The organism is Hymenobacter glaciei (assembly GCF_039539585.1).
Lineage (GTDB): Bacteria > Bacteroidota > Bacteroidia > Cytophagales > Hymenobacteraceae > Hymenobacter > Hymenobacter glaciei.
The window spans coordinates 1-22,501 of record NZ_BAABDK010000008.1 but is presented as its reverse complement, the minus strand read 5'-3'; the positions used below and the strand labels follow the sequence as shown (position 1 = coordinate 22,501).

The window sequence follows — 22,501 nt, the reverse complement described above, 5'->3', positions numbered from 1 at the left end:
GCCGGCTAAGCGCGAAACCGGGCGTCCCGTTTTTATGCCGCCTGCTGGCGCTCTTCGCCCTGGCGTTGGGCTTCGTGGCGGGCCCGGGCTTCGTCGTGCAGCTGGCGCACCAAAGGCATCAGCTCGCTAATGCGGCAGCAGCACGAGAGGCGGTTCACTTTGTCGGAAGCGGAAACGGCAGCGGGCCGAACAGCAGCCTCGGGCTGGCGGTGAATAACTTTCATGACAGAAAACAGGATGTCGTGCTGCACGCCGCCCAGTTGGCCGGGGTGTAGCAGCAGGGTGGAAGAGTCGGAGTTGAAGTCAGCTTGCACAGTAGATTCAGGAGGCCTGGGCGAACAAATCGAGTTGCTGGGTAACCAGGGCCGAGCGCACCGAGCCGGAGCCAAACAGAATCTGGCGGCGCACCTGTTGCTCGGTCAGCTCGCCAATAATGGGCTGCCGCTCGCCCTGGCAGGTGAGAAAGTATTTGGCGCGCTTTAGCACGACGCCCAGCTGGCGCAGGGTTTCCATGTTGAGGGAGGCGAAGTGGCGGGCGGCTACAATGCGCTTGGCCGAGCGGGCGCCCACGCCGGGAATGCGCAGTATCATCTCGTAGTCGGCGGTGTTCACGTCGACCGGGAAAACGTGCCGGTTGCGCAGGGCCCAGGACAGTTTGGGGTCGATTTCGAGGTCGAGGTGCGGGTGGGCCGGGTCGAGAATTTCGTCGGCCTGGAAGCCGTAGAAGCGCATGAGCCAGTCGGTCTGGTACAGGCGGTGCTCCCGGATAACGGGTGGCTGGGTCACCTGCGGCAGGCGGGCATCATCGGTCACGGGAATGTAGCCCGAGTAATACACGCGCTTCAGCCCGTAGCCCTGGTAGAGCGAGTCGGTGAGCTTGATGATTTGCAAATCCGTTTCGGCGCTGGCGCCCACAATAAGCTGGGTGCTTTGGCCAGCGGTAGCAAAGCCGGGCACTTTCTTGAACAGGGCTTTCTCCTCTTTATTCTGAATGATGCCGTCCCGAATCTGTGCCATCGGGGTCAGAATCTCGGCGTAGTTTTTTTCCGGGGCCAGCGTGGTCAGAGCCAGCTCCGAGGGCAGCTCAATGTTCACGCTGAGGCGGTCGGCGTACAAGCCAGCCTCGGCAATAAGCTCCTGCGATGCGCCCGGAATGGTTTTGACGTGGATATAGCCGTTGAATTTGTGCTCGGTGCGCAGCTTTTTCACGATGCGCACGAGGCGCTCCATCGTGTAGTCGGGGCTGGAGAAGATGCCGGAACTCAGAAACAGCCCTTCGATGTAATTGCGGCGGTAAAAGTTGATGGTGAGGTCCACCACTTCATCCACGGTGAAAGCGGCCCGCTTCACATCGTTCGAACGGCGCGACACGCAGTAGGCACAGTCGAAGATGCAGTGGTTGGTGAGCAGGATTTTCAGCAGGCTCACGCAACGGCCGTCTTCCGTATAGCTGTGGCAAATGCCCATGCCTTCGGCATTGCCGAGGCCTTTGCCTTCGTTTTTGCGCTTGCCACCGCTGCTACTGCACGACGCATCGTACTTGGCCGCGTCGGCTAATATGCTTAGTTTCTCCTGAATGCGTTCGTTCATACGGCGGGACGTGCTTTCGGCTTTAAAATTACTAATCAGCCCGCAATCGGACACTATACTTTAAGCTAATTTTTTTGGGAATAGTTTCTTTTTTCGGGAAAAACAGCCGGCTATTCTTTCGCAATAGCTTAGCAAAGCGGTGCCTGCCGCGTCTTTGGCAATTCCCCCACCCGCCAACAGCCCGGGCTCCTTTTCGTACTTTGCGGCGTTGCCCCTATCCATGAGCTTTCGCGGTTATTATTTATCGGTGTGGCTGCCGGGTCTGCTCCTGCTGCTGGGGCTGGCCCGGCCGGCGGGTGCCCAAACATTTGACCCCCGCTCGGCGGTGCCGCCCGACTCGCTGCGCGCCAGCCAGGAGACGCTGCCGGCCCGGCCCGATTCCCTGCGCGAGCGTTTCGACCAGGAGCGGCTTATCAACCGCTTGCAGGCCTACACCCGCCGCAAAACCATCGTGGGCCGGGCCATGTCCGGCTTGCTCAACTTCACGCGCCGGCAGGAAGAGCAGGCCGGCCTCGACGCCGTGCTGCTCGACCGGCAGTTCGACCGGCACAGCTTCAAGATTGTGCGCCGCGTAACTATCCGAACACTCGACGCTTTCGGGTACAGCCTCACCGACTCGACCCGGCACCCGAATGCGCTATTCGACAAAGTCGGCAATGGCCTGCACATCAAAACCTCGCGGGCCCGCATCCGCCAGGTGCTGCTGTTCCGGCCCGGCCAGGCGCTGGCGCCCCAGGCCCTGGCCGAATCGGAGCGTTTGCTGCGCCAGACACCCGAAGTGCTCGACGCCCGGGTGCTGGTGAACGAGCGCACCACCACGCGCGATAGCGTCGACATCGAAGTGCTCACCACCGATGTATTCAGCGTCACAGCCGGCGTGCAGATAGGTTCGGCCACGTCGGGGGTCGTCACGCTTGGCGACCAGAATTTCCTGGGGCTGGGCCACCAGGTCGAAAACGCCTACCGCTACGGCAGCGAGTTCGACAATGCGCCCGGGGCCCAAACCTGGGCCTACGAAGGCAGCTACACTGCTCCTTTCCGCCATTTTATCTACGCCCAGGGCCGCTACCGCGACGAGTTCAATTACCGCTCGGGCGGGGTATCGCTGCGGCGCGACTTTTACTCGCCCACCACGCGCTACGCCGGGGCACTCAGCCTCGACCGCTATGTGCTCGCCTTTCCGCTGACATCGCCGGCGCCGGGCCAGTCCAACCGCTATTACCCCCTCACCTACAATGTGCAGGACGCCTGGATAGGACGGGCCCTGCGCCTGCGCTCTTACGACTTGGGCTACGAGAACCCTGGGCGCATTATTGTGGCCACGCGCGTTATCCGGACGCAGTACCAGGCCGTGCCCAACCCCGACCCCATCGATGTGCCGGGCTACCAGAACAACTACTACAATGGCACCCTGCTGCTGGGCACCGTGGGCTACTCCGTGCGGCGCTACTATAAGGACCGGTACCTGTTTGGCTTTGGCCGCACCGAAGACGTGCCAACCGGCACGCTGGTGAGTTTCACGGCTGGCTACGACATGAACAGCGTGGTGCCCCACCGCTACCTCGACGTGCGCATTGCCGCTGCAGGCTACAGCACCCGCACCGGCTACCTCTACGGCGCCGTAGACCTGGGCGGCTACCAGCGCCTCGACCAGGGCCACCGTTGGGAACAGGGCTTGCTGACGGGGGAATTTACCTCGTTTACCAAGCTGTACCACACCGGCAACTGGCAGTACCGCCACTTCCTCAGCAGTCGGGCCACCATTGGACTGAACCGCCGGCCGGGCGACTACCTGCAGCAGGGCATCACCAACGACCGGGGTCTGCGGGGCTTCTCGCCGGCCAATCCCATTCGGGCTACCAGCCGCTTTGTGCTCAACTACGAAACCACGTTGTTTACCCCGCTCTCGCTGCTGGGCTTCCGCCTGGCCGGCATTGCCTTTGCCGACGCGGCCTGGGTATCGGAACGGCCCGGCGGCGGGTCGCCCTTCACCGACGCTCCCTACACGGGCTTTGGGCTGGGCCTGCGTTTCCGCAACGAGTTCACCGTGCTGCGCACCTTCCAGCTGTTGCTGGGCTACTACCCGCGCGGGCTAAATACCGCGAACGGTACCCGCATGTACGAGAGCACCCGCGAAACCATCACCTTCAGTGACTTTGGCCTGGGTGCGCCCGGTGTGCCGGTATATCAATAAGAACCGGAGCCAACATAGTAGCGCCCGGCCTCCTAATGGGAAGCAGGGCGCTGTTGTTTTATAGCGGATATAATCTAACTAATTGCTTTAACTCACCAATACAGTCGAAAACGACTTCAAAAAATAACTAGTCTAGCGGCCCGAGTTGAAGGCAATTGGTAGCGTGCAGGCCACGCGCACCGGCTGGCCGTTTACGCGGCCGGGCTCCCAGGGGGGCATGGTCCAGATAAGCCGGAGGGCCTCCTCGTTGAGGCCGTTGCCGGGCCCGCTTACCACGTGGGCATCCTGCACCTTGCCTTGGGCGCTGAGGGTGAAGCTAATGAAAACCCGGCCCGAGATGCGGCGGTTCAGCGCCTGCTGCGGGTAGCGGATGGATTTACCCACATAGGCCGCAAACGCCCGGTCGCCACCCACAAACTGGGGCCGCACTTCAGGGTTCACAAACACGGAATCGGGGTTGATGGCAGCCGGAGCGGCCGGGCTGGCCGGGGCCGACTGGTTGGGGCCTGTTTGGGCGTGGCCTTGGCTGGCGGCCAACAGCCCCAGCATACCGGCGAGAACGGAAAATCGTAAAGTATTTTTCATAGTAAATAACGATAAGTGATGCGAGCAAGAAGGTAGTCCACCTTGGCGGTTTGGTTAACTACGATGGAAAGCTACAAAATAGTTTTTACAAATTGACTTATCAATAGATTTTTTCTGGGCGTAACCGGCTATTTTCAGGCACATTTCATGGTATTATTTGTAGTGTAATAATTTATCAAATCGCTATTCACTCCATTTAAACGCATTTTTTGGCATTATCCGTAGATAATAATTCATAACCCAACGCATGCATCTGCAGGTTATTTTTTTATTAACAAAAACAGCATTATTCCGCCAAACAGAAATTACCCAGAGCAGAATTGGAAACATCCTATTATGTTTGCAATCGTAAATCTACGATAAGCGCTGATACTCTTATGGCTTTCCACAAGCGCACCCATTTTACGGCCCAGGAGCAGCAGTTGGCAGCGATGGCCAAAGCATTGGGCCACCCGGCCCGGGTAGCCATTGTGCGGTTGCTGGCGCAGCGCCAGGCTTGCGTGTGCGGCGAGCTGGTGCTCGAGCTACCGTTATCGCAAAGCACTGTATCGCAGCACCTCAAGGAGCTAAAGGCAGCCGGCCTGGTGCAGGGCGAAGTCGACGGCCCGCGGGTGTGCTATTGCCTCGATGCGGCGGGCTGGGCCGTGGCCCGGCAACTTTTTGGCGACCTGCTGGCCGAGCTGCCCGTCGCGGCCGGCACCGCAGCGACCGGACCCGTCTGTTGCTAACTTTTAATCATACCTCTCCTTTTCCCAAATCCTACTCTCAACCCAACAGCATCATGAAAATCTCCGAGATGAAAGAAGCGCTGGCCGGGCTGGCAGCCGTGAGCTTCCGACTGGCCGATGGCACGCAGTTGCCCGCCCATTTCCACGTAACAGAAGTGGGCTTGGTGAGCAAGCATTTTATTGACTGTGGCGGTGTGGAGCGGCGCGAAACGGCAGCCAACTTCCAGCTCTGGGAAGCGGGCGACTACGACCACCGACTGGCGCCACAGAAATTCCTGCACATCCTGCAGCTGTCGGAGAAAATCCTGGGCCGCGAGGATTTAGAGATTGAGGTGGAATACCAGCAGTCGACCATCGGCAAATTCGGGCTGGACTTTGACGGCACGGATTTTTGGCTCACGCCCAAGCACACGGCCTGTTTGGCGCAGGATGCCTGCGGCATTCCCGCCGACCAGTCGTTTGCGTTGCCCCAGCTGCAGGTGGCCGGTTGCGCGCCGGGCGGCGGGTGCTGCTAATCTTCTTTACCTAACGCCGCCCGCGGCTGACCCCAACTTTTATGTCTGACAAGAAAAACATTCTGGTGCTGTGCACCGGCAACTCCTGCCGCAGCCAGCTGCTGCACGGCTACCTCGTGCAGGAGCTCGGCGAGCGCGCCGCGGTATACAGCGCCGGGGTGGAAGTGCACGGCCTCAACCCCCGCGCCGTGCGCGTGATGGCGGAGGATGGCGTGGACATTTCGGCCCACACCAGCAACCACGTCGACGAATATGCCGCCGTGCCCTTCGACTTCATCATCACCGTGTGCGACCACGCCAACGAGGTGTGCCCCGTGTTCCCGACAACGGCGACCAAGCTGCACCACAACTTCCCCGACCCGGCCAAGGCTACCGGCAGCGAGGAGGAAATTATGGCCCAGTTCCGCAGCGTGCGCGAGCAAGTGAAGGCTTACGCCCACGACTTCGTGCGGGCAAATTTCTAATCCATGGCCGTTCTGCTTCGGCTACGCTCCGCAGGACGGCCAGGAAACGCTTCTTACCAGTTCTTTTCATGAACATGCTTCCCCTCACGGCAACCCATTGGCCAGCTGTGCGCGCCATATATGCCGAAGGCATGGCCACCGGTACGGCCACCTTCACCACCGAGCCACCCACTTGGGAGGCCTGGGATGCTGGCCACCTGCCCGCCTGCCGCCTGGTAGCTGCCGACGCAACCGGGACGGTGCTGGGCTGGGTGGCGCTGTCGCCGGTTTCGGGTCGCTGCGTGTATGCGGGCGTGGCCGAAGTGAGCGTGTACGTGGGGGCCGCCGCCCGGGGGCAGGGCGTGGGCCTGGGCCTGATGAAGGCCCTGGTGACTGAGTCAGAGAAAAACGACCTCTGGACTTTGCAGGCGGGCATATTTCCCGAAAACACGGCCAGTGTGCGGCTGCACGAAGCGGTGGGGTTTCGGCTGGTGGGGCGGCGCGAGCGCATCGGCCAGCTGCACGGCGTGTGGCACGACACCCTGCTACTGGAGCGCCGCAGCACTGTGGTGGGCTCTACCGATACGATTCAGGCCTGATGCTGCTCCCGCTCCGTACCTGCCTGCTGGCCGAGATGCTAGGCACGGCCATTTTGTTGATTTTCGGTACCGGTGCGGCCGTCGTTGATGCGCAAACCCACGCGCTGGGGCACAGCGGGGTAGCGGTGGCCTTTGGGCTGGTGGTGTTTGCCATCATCCAGAGCCTGGGCGAAACCAGCGGGGCACACGTAAACCCGGCCGTGACGGTGGCCTTCTGGGCCACAGGGCGCTTCAGTGGGCGGCGGGTGCTGCCCTACGTGCTGGCACAGTTGGCGGGCGCGGCCCTGGGCAGCTTTTTGGTGAAGTTGATTGCCGGGCCGGCCTCTACCCTGGGAGCTACCCTGCCGGCCCACGGTGCCTGGCAGGCGCTGGGCATCGAAGCCTTCCTCACCTTCTGGCTGATGCTGGTGATTCTGCGCGTTGCGTCGGGACCGAAGGAAGCGGGACTATTGGCGGGGCTGGCCATCAGCGCCACCGTGGCGCTGGAAGCGCTGGTGGCCGGCCCCCTCACAGGCGCCAGCATGAACCCGGCCCGCTCGCTGGCCCCGGCCCTGCTCAGCGGCAACTGGACAGATTGGTGGGTGTACGTGGTGGGGCCAATAGGTGGCGCGCTGCTGGCCGTAGCCGTGGATAAGGGCTTGCAAAACAAGTAGGGTGCGGGGCTTGCCCCCGCCCGGACGGTCGTACCGTTGCTATGATTCCGTGCAACAGTGCGACCGTCCGGGCGGGGGCAAGCCCCGCACCCTACGAAGGCACGAAAAAAGGCCCCGGCGATAGTCGCCGGGGCCTTTTCTACTTTAACCAACTACCTGTTGGACTAGCTTGTGAGCTGGGCGCGGCGGGTGGCAATGCTGGCCAGCGTGGTGGTGAGCACATCAATTTGGGCCTGTATCTGAGCCGCATCGACGGTGGCCAGGAAGCGGTCGGTGCCAGCGCTGGTGCGGTTGGCTTTCATGATTTGCTTGCGCTGAGCCTGCAGCAGCTCCACTTTGTCGTTGGCATCCTGCACCTGCTGGGCGGTGAGGCCGACCACGGTGGCCTGGCCTTGAGCGGTGAGGATTTCGCCGTCTTTTTTGGCCAGGGCGGCGGCTCCGGCGGTTTTGCTGCGGCTGGCGCGCTCGTCGGTGATTTCGAGGCCGGCGTCGCGGTAGCTGAAGGTCTTCAGCTCGAACTCGACATCGGCTTTGGCGGCGTCGCACTCGGCCCAGGTCGTGAGGAAGGAATAATCGGGGTTCATGGGAAGAATGGGGTTGAATGGTTTGTGGAAAGAATTGACACCGTCCCCAACGCCGTGCTGCCCGCCCTTATTATTCACGAATAAGAATATTACCGTTTTTAGTAAGGCGCGCGTCGGCACGCCACCCATTCGTATTGGTCTTGCGCTTATTGTCGACTCACTACTCAAGGGAAGGGCGGGGCCAGGGCTTCGGCCAGGGCGGCGGCTTCGGCCAGCAAGCCAGCGGCCTGGGCGCGCAGGCGGTGGAAGCGCGTGGCCTCGGCGACCGAGAGGGGTGCGGCACGGGCAGCCAGCCAGCCCCGCAGCCAGCGGGCGTGGTCACGGGCCCGGGCCGGGTCGGTGGGGTCAGCGGCTTGGGCCAGGGCAACGGCCAGCGCCTGGGCGGCGGGCGTATCGGGAGCGGGCGCGTCTTCGGAGGGCGGGCTCAGGGCGGGCCGGGCAGCGGCCCAGCGGGCAGCCACGTGGGCGCGGGCGGCCAGGGCGTCGGCCTGGGCCGACAGCCGTCCGGCACGGTGCAGGCACTCGCGGCGGCGGAAGTCGAGGTCGGCCGCATCGGGCGCGGGGGTATTGGGCGGTAGGGCGGCACCAGTGGCCGGCGCGGCGGGCACCTCGGGCGGGGGCAGCTGGAGCAGCAGCGGCAGCAGGGCGGCGCTGACGGCGGATGTGAGGGTCCGGCGGTTGGTTTCGAGGTCGCGCACCAAGGGCGGGCTAATGCCCAGGTACAGGGCCAGTTCGGCCTGCGCGAGGCCAAACCAGGCCCGTACGCGGGCTATCAGGGAGGTGGCTGTAGCAACGTGTCGCGCCATAAGAGTCAGGGAAATTTGCGCTGTTTTTTTAGTTTTTTCCTAAAAACAGCGCAGATATATTCTTAAAGATGCGCTGTTTTTTCCGATTAGTTCCAAAAACAGCGCAGTAGGGTGCGGGGTCGTGCCCTACTGCGCTGTTTTGCCCCTAGCACCCAATAGCTCAACTCTCTAATGGCCGAACCAACCCAGGACCCTACCCCGGCCGCGCCCGATGTGCGCCCAAATTCACTTCATGGCCGTGAGCATGGAAACCTGGCTGGTCGCCGATGCTGCCCGGCTGGCGGCCTACTATGGGCAAGGCTTCCAGGCCAGCGCGCTACCGACCACTGCGCAACTGGAAACGGTCACCAAGCCGGCTCTTGATGACAGCCTGCGCCGCGCCACAGCCAAACGCGAATACGACAAGGGCAAGCATTCCTTCGATATTCTGGCTACCCTCGACCCGGCCGCTATTGGGCGGCGCGCGCCCCACGCCAAGCGGTTTTTCGACTTCCTGCGCGGGCAGTGTTGATGCTACTTGGAGCCGAGCCAGTACGGGTAGACCATTATCTGCTCGCCATTAACAGCAAGCAACGGATGCCATTGCCGCCGTCCGGTACCGGGTTGCGGCGTGTCGTTTTCTAAAGTCAGCACTACTTCTTTCCCAAGCGCCTGCGAGAGCCGAGTCAAATAATCCATTAGCTGCTGATGGACCGCATAGGAGGTGATTTTTAGCGGGTCGATGTCGTTTTCAATCTCATAATCGCCGAAGAAATAACAGTTGACATTAACCTCACCGACGAAGAATGTTGATATGGGCATATTGGGGCCGTCGCTGTCCCAAAAGCTTTCTACCGCTGTAAAATCAATTTGATTATGCCGAACGGAATTGCCATCGATGAATTTTACGCGGTAGTTCGCATTGACGAAATCAGCCCAGATTTCCCAGTCTGCCCGATTAGCGCCCAGCACGTAGATGTCGCGCCACGAACCGTCTACCTCGTATACGTACTGCTGCAATTCTTCCCAGCTTACGGTTTCAATGGGCACTAAATCATTCATCGTTTTCAGCTACCGGAATTGAGGCGAGTGGCACAAAGGTGTGGCGGTTTCTTGTGGCTGCCCCCGGACGAACCGACCTTTGTAGCTTTCCCCAATTAAATACCTCTCAGATGGCCAGCCTCCTCCTCGGCGATTACAACGACCTCGAAGTAGCCCGCGAAACCAGCATCGGCCTCTACCTCACCTCCGACGACGGCGACCTGCTGCTGCCCGAAAAGTACGTGGAGGCCGGTACCCGCGTAGGCGACATCGTGCGCGTATTCGTGTACCGCGACTCGGAGGACCGCCTCATTGCCACCAACCTGCGACCCCTGGCGCTGGTGAACTCCTACGCCGGCCTCACGGTGAAGGACCACGGCCCGGCCGGCGCGTTTCTGGAATGGGGCCTGGAGAAGGACCTGCTCCTGCCCTACCGCAACCAGCGGCGCGACCTGCGCATCGGCGAGCGGGTGTTCGTGTACGTGTACCTCGACGAAGAAAGCGACCGCCTGGTGGCCTCCACCAAGTGGAAGCAGTTTCTGAGCCAGGAGCCCTTCCAGGGCGAGCCCGGCGACGCGGTGCGCCTGCTGGTGGCCGACGAAACCGAGCTGGGCTACCCCGTCATCGTGAACGGAACGCACCAGGGGCTGCTGTTTCACAACGAAGTATTCCGGCCCCTGCGGCTGGGCGAGCAGCTGCCCGGCTTCCTGCGCCAGGTGCGCGCCGATGGCAAGCTCGACGTGCGCCTCCAACAGGAAGGCTACGGCGAGGTAGAATCGGCCACCGATACGCTGCTCAAAGCCATCAAAGCTGCGCCGGGTGGGCGCCTGCCACTGGGCGACAAGAGCCTGGCTGAGGATGTATACCGCCGCGTGGGCATGAGCAAAAAGGTATTCAAAAAAGCACTGGGCGCATTGTTCCGGCAGGGCCTAGTACTGCTGGAGCCGGAAGCAACGGTATTGAAGTAATATTGAATCCGATGGGTAATACGGATTTAATGGATGATTTCTGGGGTATGGAGTTTGACTGGTTTGCTCTCGATTCTGTGGGCAACATTGGCATCTTCAGCTTCGGGGGTTACGGCTTTATTCCTGAAAATGTATTAGCCCATCACGAAGCGCATTCACTGCTCGCTGGTGAAATTCCGCTCCCTCATTTTGGCACTATAAAGATTTGGCAAGACTATGCTCAGTATGGCTTGTTCGTATATGATTGGCATCTTTATGATGGGCCGTATTGTCAGGAAGCAAAACCTGTCAAACCTCTTTCTGCTGCCATAAAAGCTCGTATTCTACAAATCGAAGATTTGCCCGTTCTCCGTCACAACTTTCACGATAAACCAACGGTAAGCATAGCGGATTTAAAGCCGATTCCCATGCAGAAAACCGCTTTACTTGCTGGGGCCACGGGCCTGATTGGTTCGCAATTGCTGCCGCTGCTGCTGGCTTCGGAGCGGTATGCGAAGGTGATTGTGGTGGGGCGCAAGGCCGTGCCCACCATCCATCCGAAGCTGGTGCAGGTGGTGACGGAGCTGGACAAGCTGGAGGCGGTGCGCCTGAAGCTGATTGCCGACGACGTGTTTTGCTGCCTGGGTACTACCATGGCCCAGGCGGGCTCGAAAGAGGCCTTTTTTAAGGTTGATTTTCTGTACGTGGTGCAGCTGGCGGCGCTGGCGGCGGGCAACTTCGCGGCGCAGTTTATGGTGGTGTCCAGCATGGGGGCCGATGCGGAAAGCCGCATCTACTACAGCCGGGTGAAGGGCGAGATGGAAGCGGCCGTGCAGCAGGCGCCGTTTCGGGCCATCCATATTTTCCGGCCTTCGCTGCTGCTGGGCGAGCGGGCCACGCCCCGCCTGGGCGAGCGGCTGGGAGCGGTGGTGCTGAAACTGACGCGGCCACTGCTACGCGGGCCCCTGCAGAAATACCGGCCGGTGCCCGGTGCGGCCGTAGCCGCCGCGATGCTGCGCGCCGCCGAAGACGATGGCGGGGGCGTGCGGGTGCACGAGGCGGCGGGGTTAGTGAAATAAGTAACAGCATTGTAGGGGCGGGGCTTGCCCCCGCCCGTCGCATGCACAACGTTCATTAGTTGCGCATACGGCGGGCGGGGGCAAGCCCCGCCCCTACACCAGGTATATCCGTGCTGGCACGGAGGCGGGAGAACGGGAAAATACGGGACAGCACGGATTGTACGGACAGCAGGGCAAAGGTCAATTTTACCCTTGCAAAAGCCTGTTTACAATTCCTTGCATACGGCACAGGAAAAGGGCTTTTGGCAGTTTCTCCACCACCTTTTTTCTGTTCCGATTTATGAAAAAGCTCTCCTCCGCCCTCCTCTTCGTGCTGCTGACGCTGGCTGTGCAGCTGGCTTCGGCCCAAACCATCCGCCGCGTGAACAACAACGGCATTACCGGCACCAACATTTACGCCACCATTCAACTGGCGCACGACGCAGCGGTTAGCGGCGACATTATTCAGGTGGAGCCTTCGACCACCAGCTACGGCAACCTGAACTGCACCAAACAGCTCACCTTCGTCGGTCCGGGCTATTTCCTGAGCGAGAACCAGCCGCCGGCCTTGCAGGCCAGCGTGATTCCGGCCACGGTGGGGCAGGTAGTTTTCACTACGGGCAGCAACGGCACCAGTATGTCGGGCCTGATAACGAGCACCGTGTACCTGGGGGCCAGCAACCTGATTTTCCAGCGCAACTACGTGAGTAACGCTTACCTCTACACGAACTACAACGTGGCGACGACCAACAACGTGATACGGCAGAATTACATCTACGGCATCTCCTACAACACCAATACGGCTACCACCAACCTGCTCATTACGAACAATATCATCCAGTTGGATGTGAACGTGAGCGGTACCGGCTTCACCGGCGAGTTCAGCAACAACGTGGCGCTGCGCAATTCCAACTTCGACGGCTTCACGGTCCGCAACAACTACTTCGGCAACAACCTCAGCACCACCGCCAACACCACCTGGCAGTACAACCTGCTGGGCCAGGCCACCCTGCCCACCCTGGGCAGCCAGAGCAACAACACCGCCAACGTGCCCCAAAGCAGCGTGTTTGTGCTGACTCCTACCGTCCCCGGCCAGTTTGATGCCTGGTACAAGCTAAAAGCCGGCAGCCCGGCCATTGGCACGGGCCAGGGCGGCGTCGACATCGGGGCTTATGGCTCGGCCACGGGCTTTGCCTACCGCATTGCGGGCATCCCGGCCATTCCGACCATTTACCAGCTTTCGCAGAGCGTGAGCGGCAACACGCTGAACGTGAACGTGAGCACCCGCTCCAACAACTAAGCGGCCCGTTCTCATGTATCGCTATTCCTCATCGCACCCGTCGCGTGGCTGGCGGAGCTGGTGGCAGCTGTTGCTGCTGCTGGCCCTGCTGGGCGCGGCGCGCTTCGGCCACGCCCAGAACATTGTTCAGGCCGAATATTTCCTCGACAACAACCCGGCCGTTGACATCCCCGTCACGGCCGCTCCCGACATCAGCGGCATCGCCCTGGCCGTGCCGCTGGGCAGCGTAAGCACCGGGTTTCACAGCCTGAGCATCCGCAGCAAAGACGCCAACGGCAAGTGGAGCCTCACCTCGGTGCGCAATTTCTACTACGAGCCGAATGCCATCGTGGCAGCACCCAACGTGGTCAAGCTCGAGTACTTCCTCGATAATAACCCGGCCGTTGACGTGCCGGTAACGGCCGCCACCGACGTCAGCGGCGTGGGCATTGCCGTGCCGCTGGCGAGCGTGAGTGCCGGGTTTCACAACCTGAGCATTCGCAGCCGGGACGCCAACGGGAAATGGAGCCTGACTGCAGTACGCAGCTTCTACTACGAGCCAAATGCCGTGGTAGCCGCGCCCAACGTGGTGAAGCTCGAGTACTTTCTCGACAACGACCCGGCCGTTGACATCCCCGTTACGGCTGGCCCCGACATCAGCGGGGTGGCCCTGGCCGTGCCGCTGAGCAGCGTGAGCGCCGGCTTCCATTCGCTGAGCATTCGCAGCCGGGATGCCAACGGCAAGTGGAGCCTGACCAGCGTGCGCAGCTTTTACTACGAGCCCGTGCTGGCGGCTGCGCCCAACATCACCAAGCTGGAATATTACTTCAATGCGGACACCGGCTTTGGCAATGGAGTCGACGTGCCGATAACGCCGGCAGCCGACATTGCGGGCTTCGTGTTCGCGGCCGATGCCAGCGGGCTGCCCGATGGGGCAAACCGCCTGTTTGTGCGTTCGCGCGATGCCAATGGCAAGTGGAGCCTGGTCTGGAGCAAGGCCTTCGTGAAGAACGGCTGCGCCTCGTCGGCCAACTTCGCGGCGGGGCTGCCAGCCAGCAGCTATGGCTACAGCGGCTCGGTGGGCAACTCCCCCGACCTGGCTTTTAACACCGACCCGGCCTCTCCCACTACCAGCAATTCACCCTATATCTACAACGGTGGCGCGATTCAGGCCGACCTCGGCGCGGCCCAGACCGTGAGCGAGGTACGCTACAAGCTCACGCCCAGCAACACGAGCAGCTTCAGCATTGTGCTGCAAACGGGGGCCAGCGCGGCCGGGCCGTTCACGACCATCGACACTTATGTGGCCAGCCTGACGGCGGGCACCACTACGCCGGTCATCCGCACGCTGGCCTCGCCCGCCACGGCGCGGGTATTCCGGCTGGCGGTGCAGAACGCGGCCGGCCAGTACGTGGTACTGAGCGGCGCGGGCACCTACAACTTCAACTGCGCCGGGCCGAGCATCACCAGCTTCACGCCCACGGGCGGAGCGGGTGGCACGCCGGTTACCATCACGGGCACTAATTTCAGCGGGGCCACGGCCGTCACGTTCAACGGCGTGAATGCGCCGGGCTTCGCGGTGAACACGGGCACCCAGATTACGGTGAACGCCCCGAACGGCGGCACCACCGGCCAGATTTGCGTGACCACGCCCGGCGGCACGGCCTGCTCGAGCACCAACTACACCTACCCGCCCACCATTGCCACGGGCACGGTGTCGCCGGCGGCGTTTTGCAGCGGCACCTTTATTCAGGTGCCCTTCACCACCAATACGACGGCTTACAACGCCGCCAACCAGTTCAAATTCCAGCTTTCGGATGCCAACGGCGTATTCACGGCCGGCTCGCGGCTGTATGGCTCATTGATTAGCACGAGTGCCAGCGGCGGGGTTCTGCGCGATACGGTGGCGTTTCGCACGCCGGCCGGCAGCGGCTACCGGGTGCGCGTGGTGGCCAGCAACCCCGCGATTACGGGTACCGACAACGGTACTAACCTGACCATTTACCCCACGCCGGTGGCTTCGGCCAGCAGCAACTCGCCGGTGGTATTCAACGGCACCATTCAGCTGGTGGCCCAGCCCACGGGCCAGAGCAGCTACCAGTGGTACGTGAACTATACCAGCGGCGGCAGTGGCTACGTGGGCTCGGGCCAAACCCTGAACCTGAGCAACGCTCAGCCCAACCAGAGCGGCAAATACTACGTGTACGTGGGCAACAGCAACGGCTGCCAGGACTCCGCCAGCGTGCGGGTGCTGGTGCAGCCCAACGCCGTGCCGGTGCTGGCCATGAGCCAGTTCGGCTACACGGGTTGCGCGGGCGCGGCCTTCAACATCGGCTTTTCGGTGACGGGCAACAGCTTTGCCGCCGGCAACACGATTACGGCCCAGCTCTCCGGTGCCAGCGGCTCGTTTGCCAGCCCCACTACTATTGGCTCGGCGGCTTTTACCGGGCAGGGCAACGGCGCAGTGCTGGCCACTATTCCAACCAACACGCCAACGGGGGCGGGCTACCGCATCCGGCTGGTGGGCTCGAACCCGGCCGTGACCAGCACCACCGACAACGGCGCGAACCTGAGCATTACCACCCAGCCCACCGCCACGCCGAGCAGCAACTCGCCGGTGGCCTACAACGGCACCATTCAGCTCACGGCTGCCACGGTGGCCGGGGCAAGCTACTTCTGGACGGGCCCGGGCTTCAGCTCCAACCAGCAGAACCCGACCATTCCCAACGCCACAACCGGCAACTCGGGCACCTACACGCTGTACGTAACCGTCGGCGGCTGCCAGAGCCCCGGCGTGGCCACGACCGTGACGGTGAACCCCTCGGCCCAGCCCATCTTGAGCATGGCGCAGTTTGGCGGTAACGTCTGCGCCGGCTCGCAGCTCAGCATCGGTTTCTCGGTGACGGGGAACAGCTTCGCCGCTGGCAACAGCATCACGGCGCAGCTCTCGGATGCCAGCGGCTCGTTTGCCGCGCCCGTCGCCATTGGCTCGGCGGCTTTTGCCGGGCAGGGCACCGGCTCGGTTTCGGTGCTGATTCCGCAGGCAACGGCAGCCGGCTCGGGCTACCGCATTCGCCTGGTGGGCTCGAACCCCGGCGTAACCAGCACCACCGACAACGGCAGCAACCTGACCGTGCCCACCACGCTGGTGGCTACCGCCGGCAGCAACTCGCCCCTCACCACGGGCGGCACCCTGCAGCTCACGGCCGGCCCCAACGGCGCGGCTTCGTACCAATGGTACGTGCTGTACACGGCGGGTGGCGGCGGCTTCGTCAGCAACCAGCAGAACCCGACGCTCAACAACGTAACGACGACCACGACGGGCTTCTACTATGTGTACGTGACGCAGGGCAGCTGCACCGACTCGGCCAGCGTGCGCGTGCTGGTGAACCCTCCAACCAGCACCACGTTGGCCCTGGGGACCTTCTCGGGGCAGTTTTGCGCCGGCAATAGCTACGCGGTGAACTACACGGTGTCGGGCGCGGGCCTGAGCAGCGGCAGCATCACGGCGCAATTGTCGGATGCCAGCGGCTCCTTTGCCGCGCCGGTGAGTATCGGCAGCATTGCCTTTAGCGGCACGGGCAGCGGCAGTATGGGCATTACCATGCCGGCTGCCACCCTCGACGGCACGGGCTACCGCATCCGCCTAGTGAGCACCAACCCGGCCCTGACCAGCGCCGACAACGGCGGCAACCTCGTCATCAGCAACCTGACCAACGTGGTGGCTGGCAGCAACTCGCCGGTGGCGGCGGGCGCCCTAATTCAGTTCAGCAGCAGCGGCATTCCCGCCGGCGCTACCATTGCCTGGACGGGCCCGAACGGCTTTAACAGCAGCCAGCCCAACCCCAGCATTGCCAACGCCAACGCCAGCAACGCGGGCACCTATTCCCTCAGCGTGGGCCTGAACGGCTGCTCGGTGACGCGGCAGGTGCAGCTGGTGGTGGGCTCGCCCACTGTGGTAATTGCCACGGGCGGCGTGAGCGGGAGCTTCTGCCCCGGCTCGGCCCTGAGCGTGCCGTATTCTGTGACGACGGGCAGCCTGAACGGTGGCAACACCTTCACGGTGCAGCTCTCGGATGCTAGCGGCTCGTTTGCCGCGCCGGTGAGCATCGGCTCGCTGGCCGGCAACGCCAGCAGCGGCACAGTTTCGGCTGTTATTCCACTTAATACCCCGGCCGGCAGCGGCTACCGGGTGCGCGTAGTGGCCGACAGCCCCGCCACCGTGGGCTCCGACAACGGCAGCAACCTGACCGTGGGCACCCTCACCTACACCTGGACGGGCGCGGTGAGCTCCGACTGGTTTAACGCGGCCAACTGGAGCTGTGGGCAAGTACCCACCGCCACCAGCGTGGTCCTGATTCCGACCGGCCTCGGCACCTACCCGGTGGTGGGCAGCGGCACCGCCCTGGCCCTGAACCTGACCGTGCAAACCGGCGCCAGCCTGCAGCTGCTCGGCACGGCCGGCTTCAACCTCTACGGCAACGTGGTGTACAACGGCACCTGCTACGCCACCCGCACCAGCACCTGGACCTTTGCCGGCAGCGGCACCCAGACGGTGAGCGGCGGCACGGCCGTGCAGTTCGGCAACGTCGTCATCAACTCCGGCGTCACGCTGCAGGCGGCCAACATCCTGTGCGTGTATGGCAACTGGACCAACAACGGCACCTTCCTGAACGGGGGCAGCAGCTACGGCGTGGTCTTCAACGGCCCTAGCGGCTTCACGCAGCTCATCGGCGGCAGCTCGGTCACGACTTTCTACAACGTGACCATCGACCCGAACACGGTGGTGAACCTGGGTTTGAACGTGGTGTTTGTGGGCAACCTGGTGGTGAACGGCGGCTTCGGGGCCGGCGGCTACGCGGTGGTATTTAGCGGTACCACGGCCCAGACCATCGGCGGCTCGGGTACCACTACCTTCTTCGGCGTTACCATCACCAACACAGTCGGCCTCACGCTGGTGAGCAACATCACCGTGCTGGGCAACTGGATTAACAACGGCCTGTTCTTCGGCGGCTCGTACTCGGTGATTTTCGGGGGCACGGTGGCGCAGCTTATTGGCGGCACGCAGGTCACGAACTTCTACAACATCACCCTGCAGAACCCCGTTTCCGTCACGCTCACGCAGAACATCTACGTGCTGGGCGGCTTCGTGAACACGGGCGTGTTCTACGGCTACCAGACGGTGGGCGGCATCACGACGGGCTGCTACGTGCGCTTTGCCGGCAGCGTGGCCCAGGTGATTAATGCCAACGCGACCACCTACTTCTACCACTTTTATGTAGACAACCTGGCGGGTGTGAGTCTGGCCACCAACATCTACATCGCGGGCAACTACTACCTGTACGCGGGCTCATTCAACCCGGGCACCTTCACGGTGTACTTCAACGGTTTCGAAGGTCCCGGCTACGTGCAGACGGTGGGCGGCTACACTTCGCTGAGCTTCTACGGCTGGAACATTGCGAGCGGCGCCTACGTCCGCCTCATCCAGAACGTGACCTGGCTGGGCAGCTTCGCCAACGCGGGCACCTTCTATGGCTACAACCTGGTGGGGGGAGTGTACACGGGCTACACCGCCCTCTTCGGCGGCTCGGGGGCGCAGGTCATCAGCGGCAGCGGCGTGTTCGAGTTCTGGCACATCACCTGGAACAACCTGGCGGGCATCACGCTCAACCAGAACATTCGGGTGTGGGGCAACTGGCTGAACAACGGCGGCTACTTCGCCAACGGCTACCTGGTCAACTTTGTCGGCAACGTGGCCCAGCTCATTAGCGGCTCGGTGAACACCGTGTTCCATCACATCACCATCACCAACCTGGTGTCGGTGAGCTTGAGCCAGCCCATTACCGTGCTCGGCAACTGGGCCGGCGCGGGCGTGTTCCTCGGCAACGGCTACGTGGTGTACTTCAACGGCACGGCGGCCCAAACCATCTTCGCGGGGCTGAATACGCGCTTTTTCGACCTGCGCTTCAACAACCCGACCACCGTTACGCTGCTCTCCAACATCTACCTGCTGGGCAACTGGACGCACAACGGCGGCTTCGTGGCCAACGGCTTCACGGTGTTCTTCAACGGCACGGTGCTGCAGCTGATTGGCGGCACGGTGGCCACGGTGTTCCACCACTTCACCATTGCCACGGGCGCTTCGGTGCAGCAGAACCTCGGCATCACGCTGCTGGGCGACTGGACCAACAACGGCACCTTCCTGCCCAACTCGCTGCTGGTGTACTTCAACGGTACGGTGCTGCAAACCATCGCCGGCTCGGCCCTCACCAGCTTCTACGACGTGACGTTTAACAACGCCGTGAACGTGAGCCTGGGCCAGAACATCGACGTGCTGCGCAACTTCCTGAACCTGGGCAACTACTGCGGCTGCGGCTTCCGCACCCGCTTCAGCGGCACCGTGGCCCAGACGATTGGCGGCAGCGGCACCACCCATTTCCACGACATCACCTTTGCCAATGCAGTCGGCATCACGCTGCTCAACGGCATCTACGTGAGCGGGCTGTGGGTGAACAACGGCGGCTTCCTGCACGGCAACCAGCTGGTGGTATTTGATGGCACCGGCCTGCAAACCATCGGCGGCACGGTGCTCACGGCCTTCTGGCACTGGCAGAACACCAACGCCAGCACCGCCGGCCTCACGCTGCTGCGCGACGTGACCTACCTCGGCAACTGGACCAACAACGGCCGCTACTGCGGCTGCGGCTTCCTGAGTTTGTTCAGCGGCAGCACCGGCCAGACGCTTACCTGCACCACTGGCACCAGCAACTTCCACCACCTCACGCTGGCCAACACCAGCGCGGGCGGCGTCACGCTGGTCGGCAACATCAACGTGAGCGGCAACTGGCTCGTGAGCGGGGCCTGGAACCCGGCCACCTACACCGTGTTCTTCAACGGCACCGCTGGGCAGAACATTGCGGTAGGCGGCAGCATCACGCTGGCGCAGTTCTACGGCCTCACCATTGCCAACACCTCGGCGGCGGGCGTGACCCTGGGCTGCCCGCTGGGGCTGGCCGGCAACTTCACGAACAACGGCGTATTCGCCTGCGGGCTGAACACCGTGTTTGCCAACGGCACCACGCTGCAAACCTTCGGCGGCACGGCCCCCACCACGTTCTATAGCTGGACGATTCAGAACCCGGCCGGTGCGAGCTGCACCGGCACCGGCGGCACCGCCACGGTGCCCGCCCTGGGTTTGCTGCACGTCCTCACCATGGCAACCGGGGGCGGCAACCTGGCCTGCGGCGGCAACTTCACGCTCGTCAGCAACGCCAGCGGCACGGGCATGGTGGTGAACCAGCCCGGCGGGGGCGTCTGCACCGGCCGCGCTACCATGGAGCGCTTCATTACGGGCCTGAGCGGAGCGGCGGGCTACCGCCACTACTCTTCGCCCATGCAGCGGAGCGCCGCCGGCATCAGCACCACGGTGCAGGAGTTTGCCGACGACCTGCCGGTGTTCGAGCTGAACCCGGCCTACAACACGGTGGGCAACGCGGCCACGCCCTTCCCCACCCTGTTTCAGTACGACGAGACGCGCCTGACGGCCGCCAAGCCGGGCTTCACCGATGCCTGGATGGTGCCCACCGCCACCGACGACCTGCTGCCCCTGCGCGGCTACACCGCCCAAACCCTGCCCACCACCACAGTGGACATTTCGGGCCTGCTGCAAACCGGCAACGTGAGCTATAGCCTCGGCCGCGGCAGCTTAGCCAACTCGGGCTGGCACCTGCTGGGCAACCCCTACCCCGCGCCCATGGACTGGGACGTGGTGCGCACCACCAGCGGCATGCTCTCGGGCGTGGCCGATGCCCTCTACGTGTTCCAGCCCAGCGGCCAGTACACGGGCACCTACCAGAGCTACGTGAACGGCCTCGGCCAGAACGGCGGCAGCCCCAGCCTGGCCGCCATGCAGGGCTTCTTCGTGCGGGCCACCGCCCCCACGGCCACGGTAAGCTTCACCAACGCCGTGCGCGCCACCAGCTACGCCTCGCCGGTGTTCAACCGGGGCACCGCCACCGGTACGCCCCGCCCGGTGCTGCGCCTGCTGGCCCGCAACGCCGCCAACGCCACCACCGATGAAACGGTGGTGTACTTCGAAGGCGGCGCCGGCCTGGGCTTCGCGCCCCAGCACGATGCCTACAAGGTGCAGCTGAACAGCGCCGGCCGCCCCAGCCTCTGGAGCATCGCCGGCCCCGATGGCCTCGCCATCAACGGCCTGCCCGACCTGGCCACGGCCCCCGTCATCCCCCTCGGGGTGCGCGTGAGCGTGGACGGGGCCCACGAGCTGCTGCTGGCCGACCTGGCTGATGCGCCCGCTGGTACCCAGGTGTGGCTCGAAGACCGGGTCCTGAACCGCCGCCAGAACCTGGCCGCCAACCCCAGCTACGCCTTCACGATGGCGGCCAGCTACTCCGGCCAGCGCTTCTACCTCAGCTTCGTGGTCGGCTCGCCGCTGGCGGTAACCACCGGCCAGCTCACGGCCCGCACCGCCCTCTACCCCAACCCCACCACGGGCACGGCCACCCTGGAGCTGGCGGGCCTGCGCGAGCAGGGCCCCGTGGCCATCGAGGTGTTGAACGTGCTGGGCCAGCCCGTGCAACAGCACAGCGTGCGCCCCCGCCAGGGCCAGCTCACCGACCAGCTGAACCTGAGCACCCTGCCCACGGGCGTTTACACCGTGCGCATCCACGCCCAGGAAGGCACCGTGGTGAAACGCCTGGTGAAGGACTAGCCGGGCCCGTAGCGTCAAGCAGCAAAAAGCCTCGCCAGATACTGGCGAGGCTTTTTTGTGGGGTGAAATGAAGTTTACGAAACTCATCTACTTTGGGCATTTCGTGAACGTTGATTCGTAGACGAGTTTCTTAAACTCGCCTGGCACTGCAGTAGCTTGCGGGCCACCTAGTATCGGCCCGTTGCTGGTGTTCACCCAAAGGAGGGTATGTCTTGAACAGGCAGTAGATTTGAAGCAGTGGTAAAGGTGCGGAAACCAACGCCTGCTCTTCCGCGGAACACCATGAATCCTTTCTATCAATCTAACCGAAAGTTTGTCCTTTCTGATGCGCTGGTCAGTCATGGCCAATTGCTGCTGCGGGCCGACAAAATAGACGGCAGCCAGCACAATGAGGACGTCATCTTCTTTGACACCTTATACCTTCAATTGCCGACTTACTTCAACACCCTTCGTCTTTTCCGTCGCCCTGCCGACAAACCCATTGGCTACGAGCGAATCGATAAAGCGCTGGCCAACTTCCCCCGGCACTACCAACTGTTTGAACTAAGCAGTGAAGCCGAGAGCTAATACATCGTGGCCGGATTTTGCCGAGTGTACGAGAATAGCTTGGCGTTTGGGGAGACGAGCCTAGGCGTTTTGCAGTATAGAGGGAGAGAAAAGGAAGTGGCTAGAAGCGTTTAATGTAGCGTTTCACTCGTTCAAGAAAACGGTAGAATGGGACGTCACTTTGGGATAGCACCGCTTCTTCCGATTGTTGCTACCTGCCGAG

At 62.6% G+C, this 22,501-nt stretch carries 18 protein-coding genes; 12 read left to right on the top strand and 6 right to left on the bottom strand.

Going from position 1 to position 22,501, the window contains the following annotated elements; all coding sequences use genetic code 11:
- Positions 1 to 32 precede the first annotated feature (32 nt).
- Both ABD837_RS04275 and ABD837_RS04270 read right to left on the bottom strand, forming a co-directional pair.
- Positions 33 to 314, bottom strand: coding sequence for a hypothetical protein (locus tag ABD837_RS04275; protein WP_345050700.1), 282 nt, complete (start codon positions 312 to 314; stop codon positions 33 to 35).
- 7 nt (positions 315 to 321) lie between these two features.
- Entirely contained in the window at positions 322 to 1,590 is a 1,269-nt protein-coding gene (locus ABD837_RS04270; RefSeq protein ID WP_345050697.1) for a putative DNA modification/repair radical SAM protein, read from the bottom strand.
- A gap of 220 nt (positions 1,591 to 1,810) precedes the next feature.
- Here ABD837_RS04270 and ABD837_RS04265 point away from each other — a divergent pair, with 220 nt between their 5' ends.
- A complete protein-coding gene (locus ABD837_RS04265) occupies positions 1,811 to 3,784 on the top strand; it encodes a BamA/TamA family outer membrane protein (RefSeq protein WP_345050695.1) in 1,974 nt (657 codons plus the stop codon).
- Between the two features lie 132 nt (positions 3,785 to 3,916).
- Here the strand turns inward: ABD837_RS04265 and ABD837_RS04260 are convergent, their stop codons facing one another.
- A complete protein-coding gene (locus ABD837_RS04260; RefSeq protein ID WP_345050693.1) occupies positions 3,917 to 4,369 on the bottom strand; it encodes an energy transducer TonB in 453 nt (150 codons plus the stop codon).
- A gap of 377 nt (positions 4,370 to 4,746) precedes the next feature.
- On the opposite strand from ABD837_RS04260, the gene ABD837_RS04255 reads away from it, so the two are divergent.
- The 5 genes from ABD837_RS04255 to ABD837_RS04235 all read left to right on the top strand — a co-directional run bounded on the left by ABD837_RS04255 (position 4,747) and on the right by ABD837_RS04235 (position 7,307).
- A complete protein-coding gene (locus ABD837_RS04255; RefSeq protein WP_345050690.1) occupies positions 4,747 to 5,097 on the top strand; it encodes an ArsR/SmtB family transcription factor in 351 nt (116 codons plus the stop codon).
- A gap of 53 nt (positions 5,098 to 5,150) precedes the next feature.
- Complete coding sequence (locus ABD837_RS04250) at positions 5,151 to 5,612, top strand: DUF6428 family protein (RefSeq protein WP_345050686.1); 462 nt, start codon at positions 5,151 to 5,153, stop codon at positions 5,610 to 5,612.
- A gap of 41 nt (positions 5,613 to 5,653) precedes the next feature.
- A complete protein-coding gene (locus ABD837_RS04245) occupies positions 5,654 to 6,076 on the top strand; it encodes an arsenate reductase ArsC (RefSeq protein WP_345050684.1) in 423 nt (140 codons plus the stop codon).
- 68 nt (positions 6,077 to 6,144) lie between these two features.
- Positions 6,145 to 6,654 carry a GNAT family N-acetyltransferase gene (locus ABD837_RS04240; protein ID WP_345050681.1) on the top strand — a complete coding sequence of 170 codons (510 nt, stop codon included), beginning with the start codon at positions 6,145 to 6,147 and terminating at the stop codon, positions 6,652 to 6,654.
- Positions 6,654 to 7,307 carry an MIP/aquaporin family protein gene (locus ABD837_RS04235; RefSeq protein WP_345050679.1) on the top strand — a complete coding sequence of 218 codons (654 nt, stop codon included), beginning with the start codon at positions 6,654 to 6,656 and terminating at the stop codon, positions 7,305 to 7,307. The genes ABD837_RS04240 and ABD837_RS04235 overlap by 1 nt, the downstream gene beginning before the upstream one ends.
- Before the next feature lie 164 nt (positions 7,308 to 7,471).
- Here ABD837_RS04235 and ABD837_RS04230 read toward each other — a convergent pair whose 3' ends face one another.
- Together ABD837_RS04230 and ABD837_RS04225 are read right to left on the bottom strand one after the other, a co-directional pair.
- Positions 7,472 to 7,891: a hypothetical protein gene (locus ABD837_RS04230; protein ID WP_345050677.1), complete on the bottom strand. Its 420-nt coding sequence runs from the start codon at positions 7,889 to 7,891 to the stop codon at positions 7,472 to 7,474.
- Positions 7,892 to 8,055: 164 nt separating this feature from the next.
- Positions 8,056 to 8,697, bottom strand: a complete 642-nt coding sequence (locus tag ABD837_RS04225) for a helix-turn-helix transcriptional regulator (RefSeq protein WP_345050675.1) — start codon at positions 8,695 to 8,697, stop codon at positions 8,056 to 8,058.
- Positions 8,698 to 8,908: 211 nt separating this feature from the next.
- On the opposite strand from ABD837_RS04225, the gene ABD837_RS04220 reads away from it, so the two are divergent.
- Positions 8,909 to 9,208 (top strand): DUF4276 family protein, encoded by a 300-nt coding sequence (locus ABD837_RS04220; protein ID WP_345050672.1) that lies wholly within the window; start codon positions 8,909 to 8,911, stop codon positions 9,206 to 9,208.
- A gap of 2 nt (positions 9,209 to 9,210) precedes the next feature.
- On the opposite strand, the gene ABD837_RS04215 is transcribed toward ABD837_RS04220, so the two are convergent.
- Complete coding sequence (locus ABD837_RS04215; protein WP_345050669.1) at positions 9,211 to 9,738, bottom strand: hypothetical protein; 528 nt, start codon at positions 9,736 to 9,738, stop codon at positions 9,211 to 9,213.
- A 110-nt stretch (positions 9,739 to 9,848) separates the two neighbouring features.
- On the opposite strand from ABD837_RS04215, the gene ABD837_RS04210 reads away from it, so the two are divergent.
- The 5 genes from ABD837_RS04210 to ABD837_RS04190 all read left to right on the top strand — a co-directional run bounded on the left by ABD837_RS04210 (position 9,849) and on the right by ABD837_RS04190 (position 22,299).
- On the top strand, positions 9,849 to 10,685 hold the full coding sequence (locus ABD837_RS04210) for a CvfB family protein (protein ID WP_345050667.1): 837 nt from the start codon (positions 9,849 to 9,851) through the stop codon (positions 10,683 to 10,685).
- 407 nt (positions 10,686 to 11,092) lie between these two features.
- Positions 11,093 to 11,743 carry an NAD-dependent epimerase/dehydratase family protein gene (locus ABD837_RS04205; protein WP_345050664.1) on the top strand — a complete coding sequence of 217 codons (651 nt, stop codon included), beginning with the start codon at positions 11,093 to 11,095 and terminating at the stop codon, positions 11,741 to 11,743.
- 280 nt (positions 11,744 to 12,023) lie between these two features.
- Positions 12,024 to 13,022: a right-handed parallel beta-helix repeat-containing protein gene (locus ABD837_RS04200; protein WP_345050662.1), complete on the top strand. Its 999-nt coding sequence runs from the start codon at positions 12,024 to 12,026 to the stop codon at positions 13,020 to 13,022.
- Between the two features lie 13 nt (positions 13,023 to 13,035).
- Positions 13,036 to 21,732 (top strand): T9SS type A sorting domain-containing protein, encoded by an 8,697-nt coding sequence (locus tag ABD837_RS04195; protein WP_345050659.1) that lies wholly within the window; start codon positions 13,036 to 13,038, stop codon positions 21,730 to 21,732.
- Between the two features lie 282 nt (positions 21,733 to 22,014).
- Entirely contained in the window at positions 22,015 to 22,299 is a 285-nt protein-coding gene (locus ABD837_RS04190; RefSeq protein ID WP_345050656.1) for a hypothetical protein, read from the top strand.
- The last annotated feature ends 202 nt before the right edge of the window (positions 22,300 to 22,501 follow it).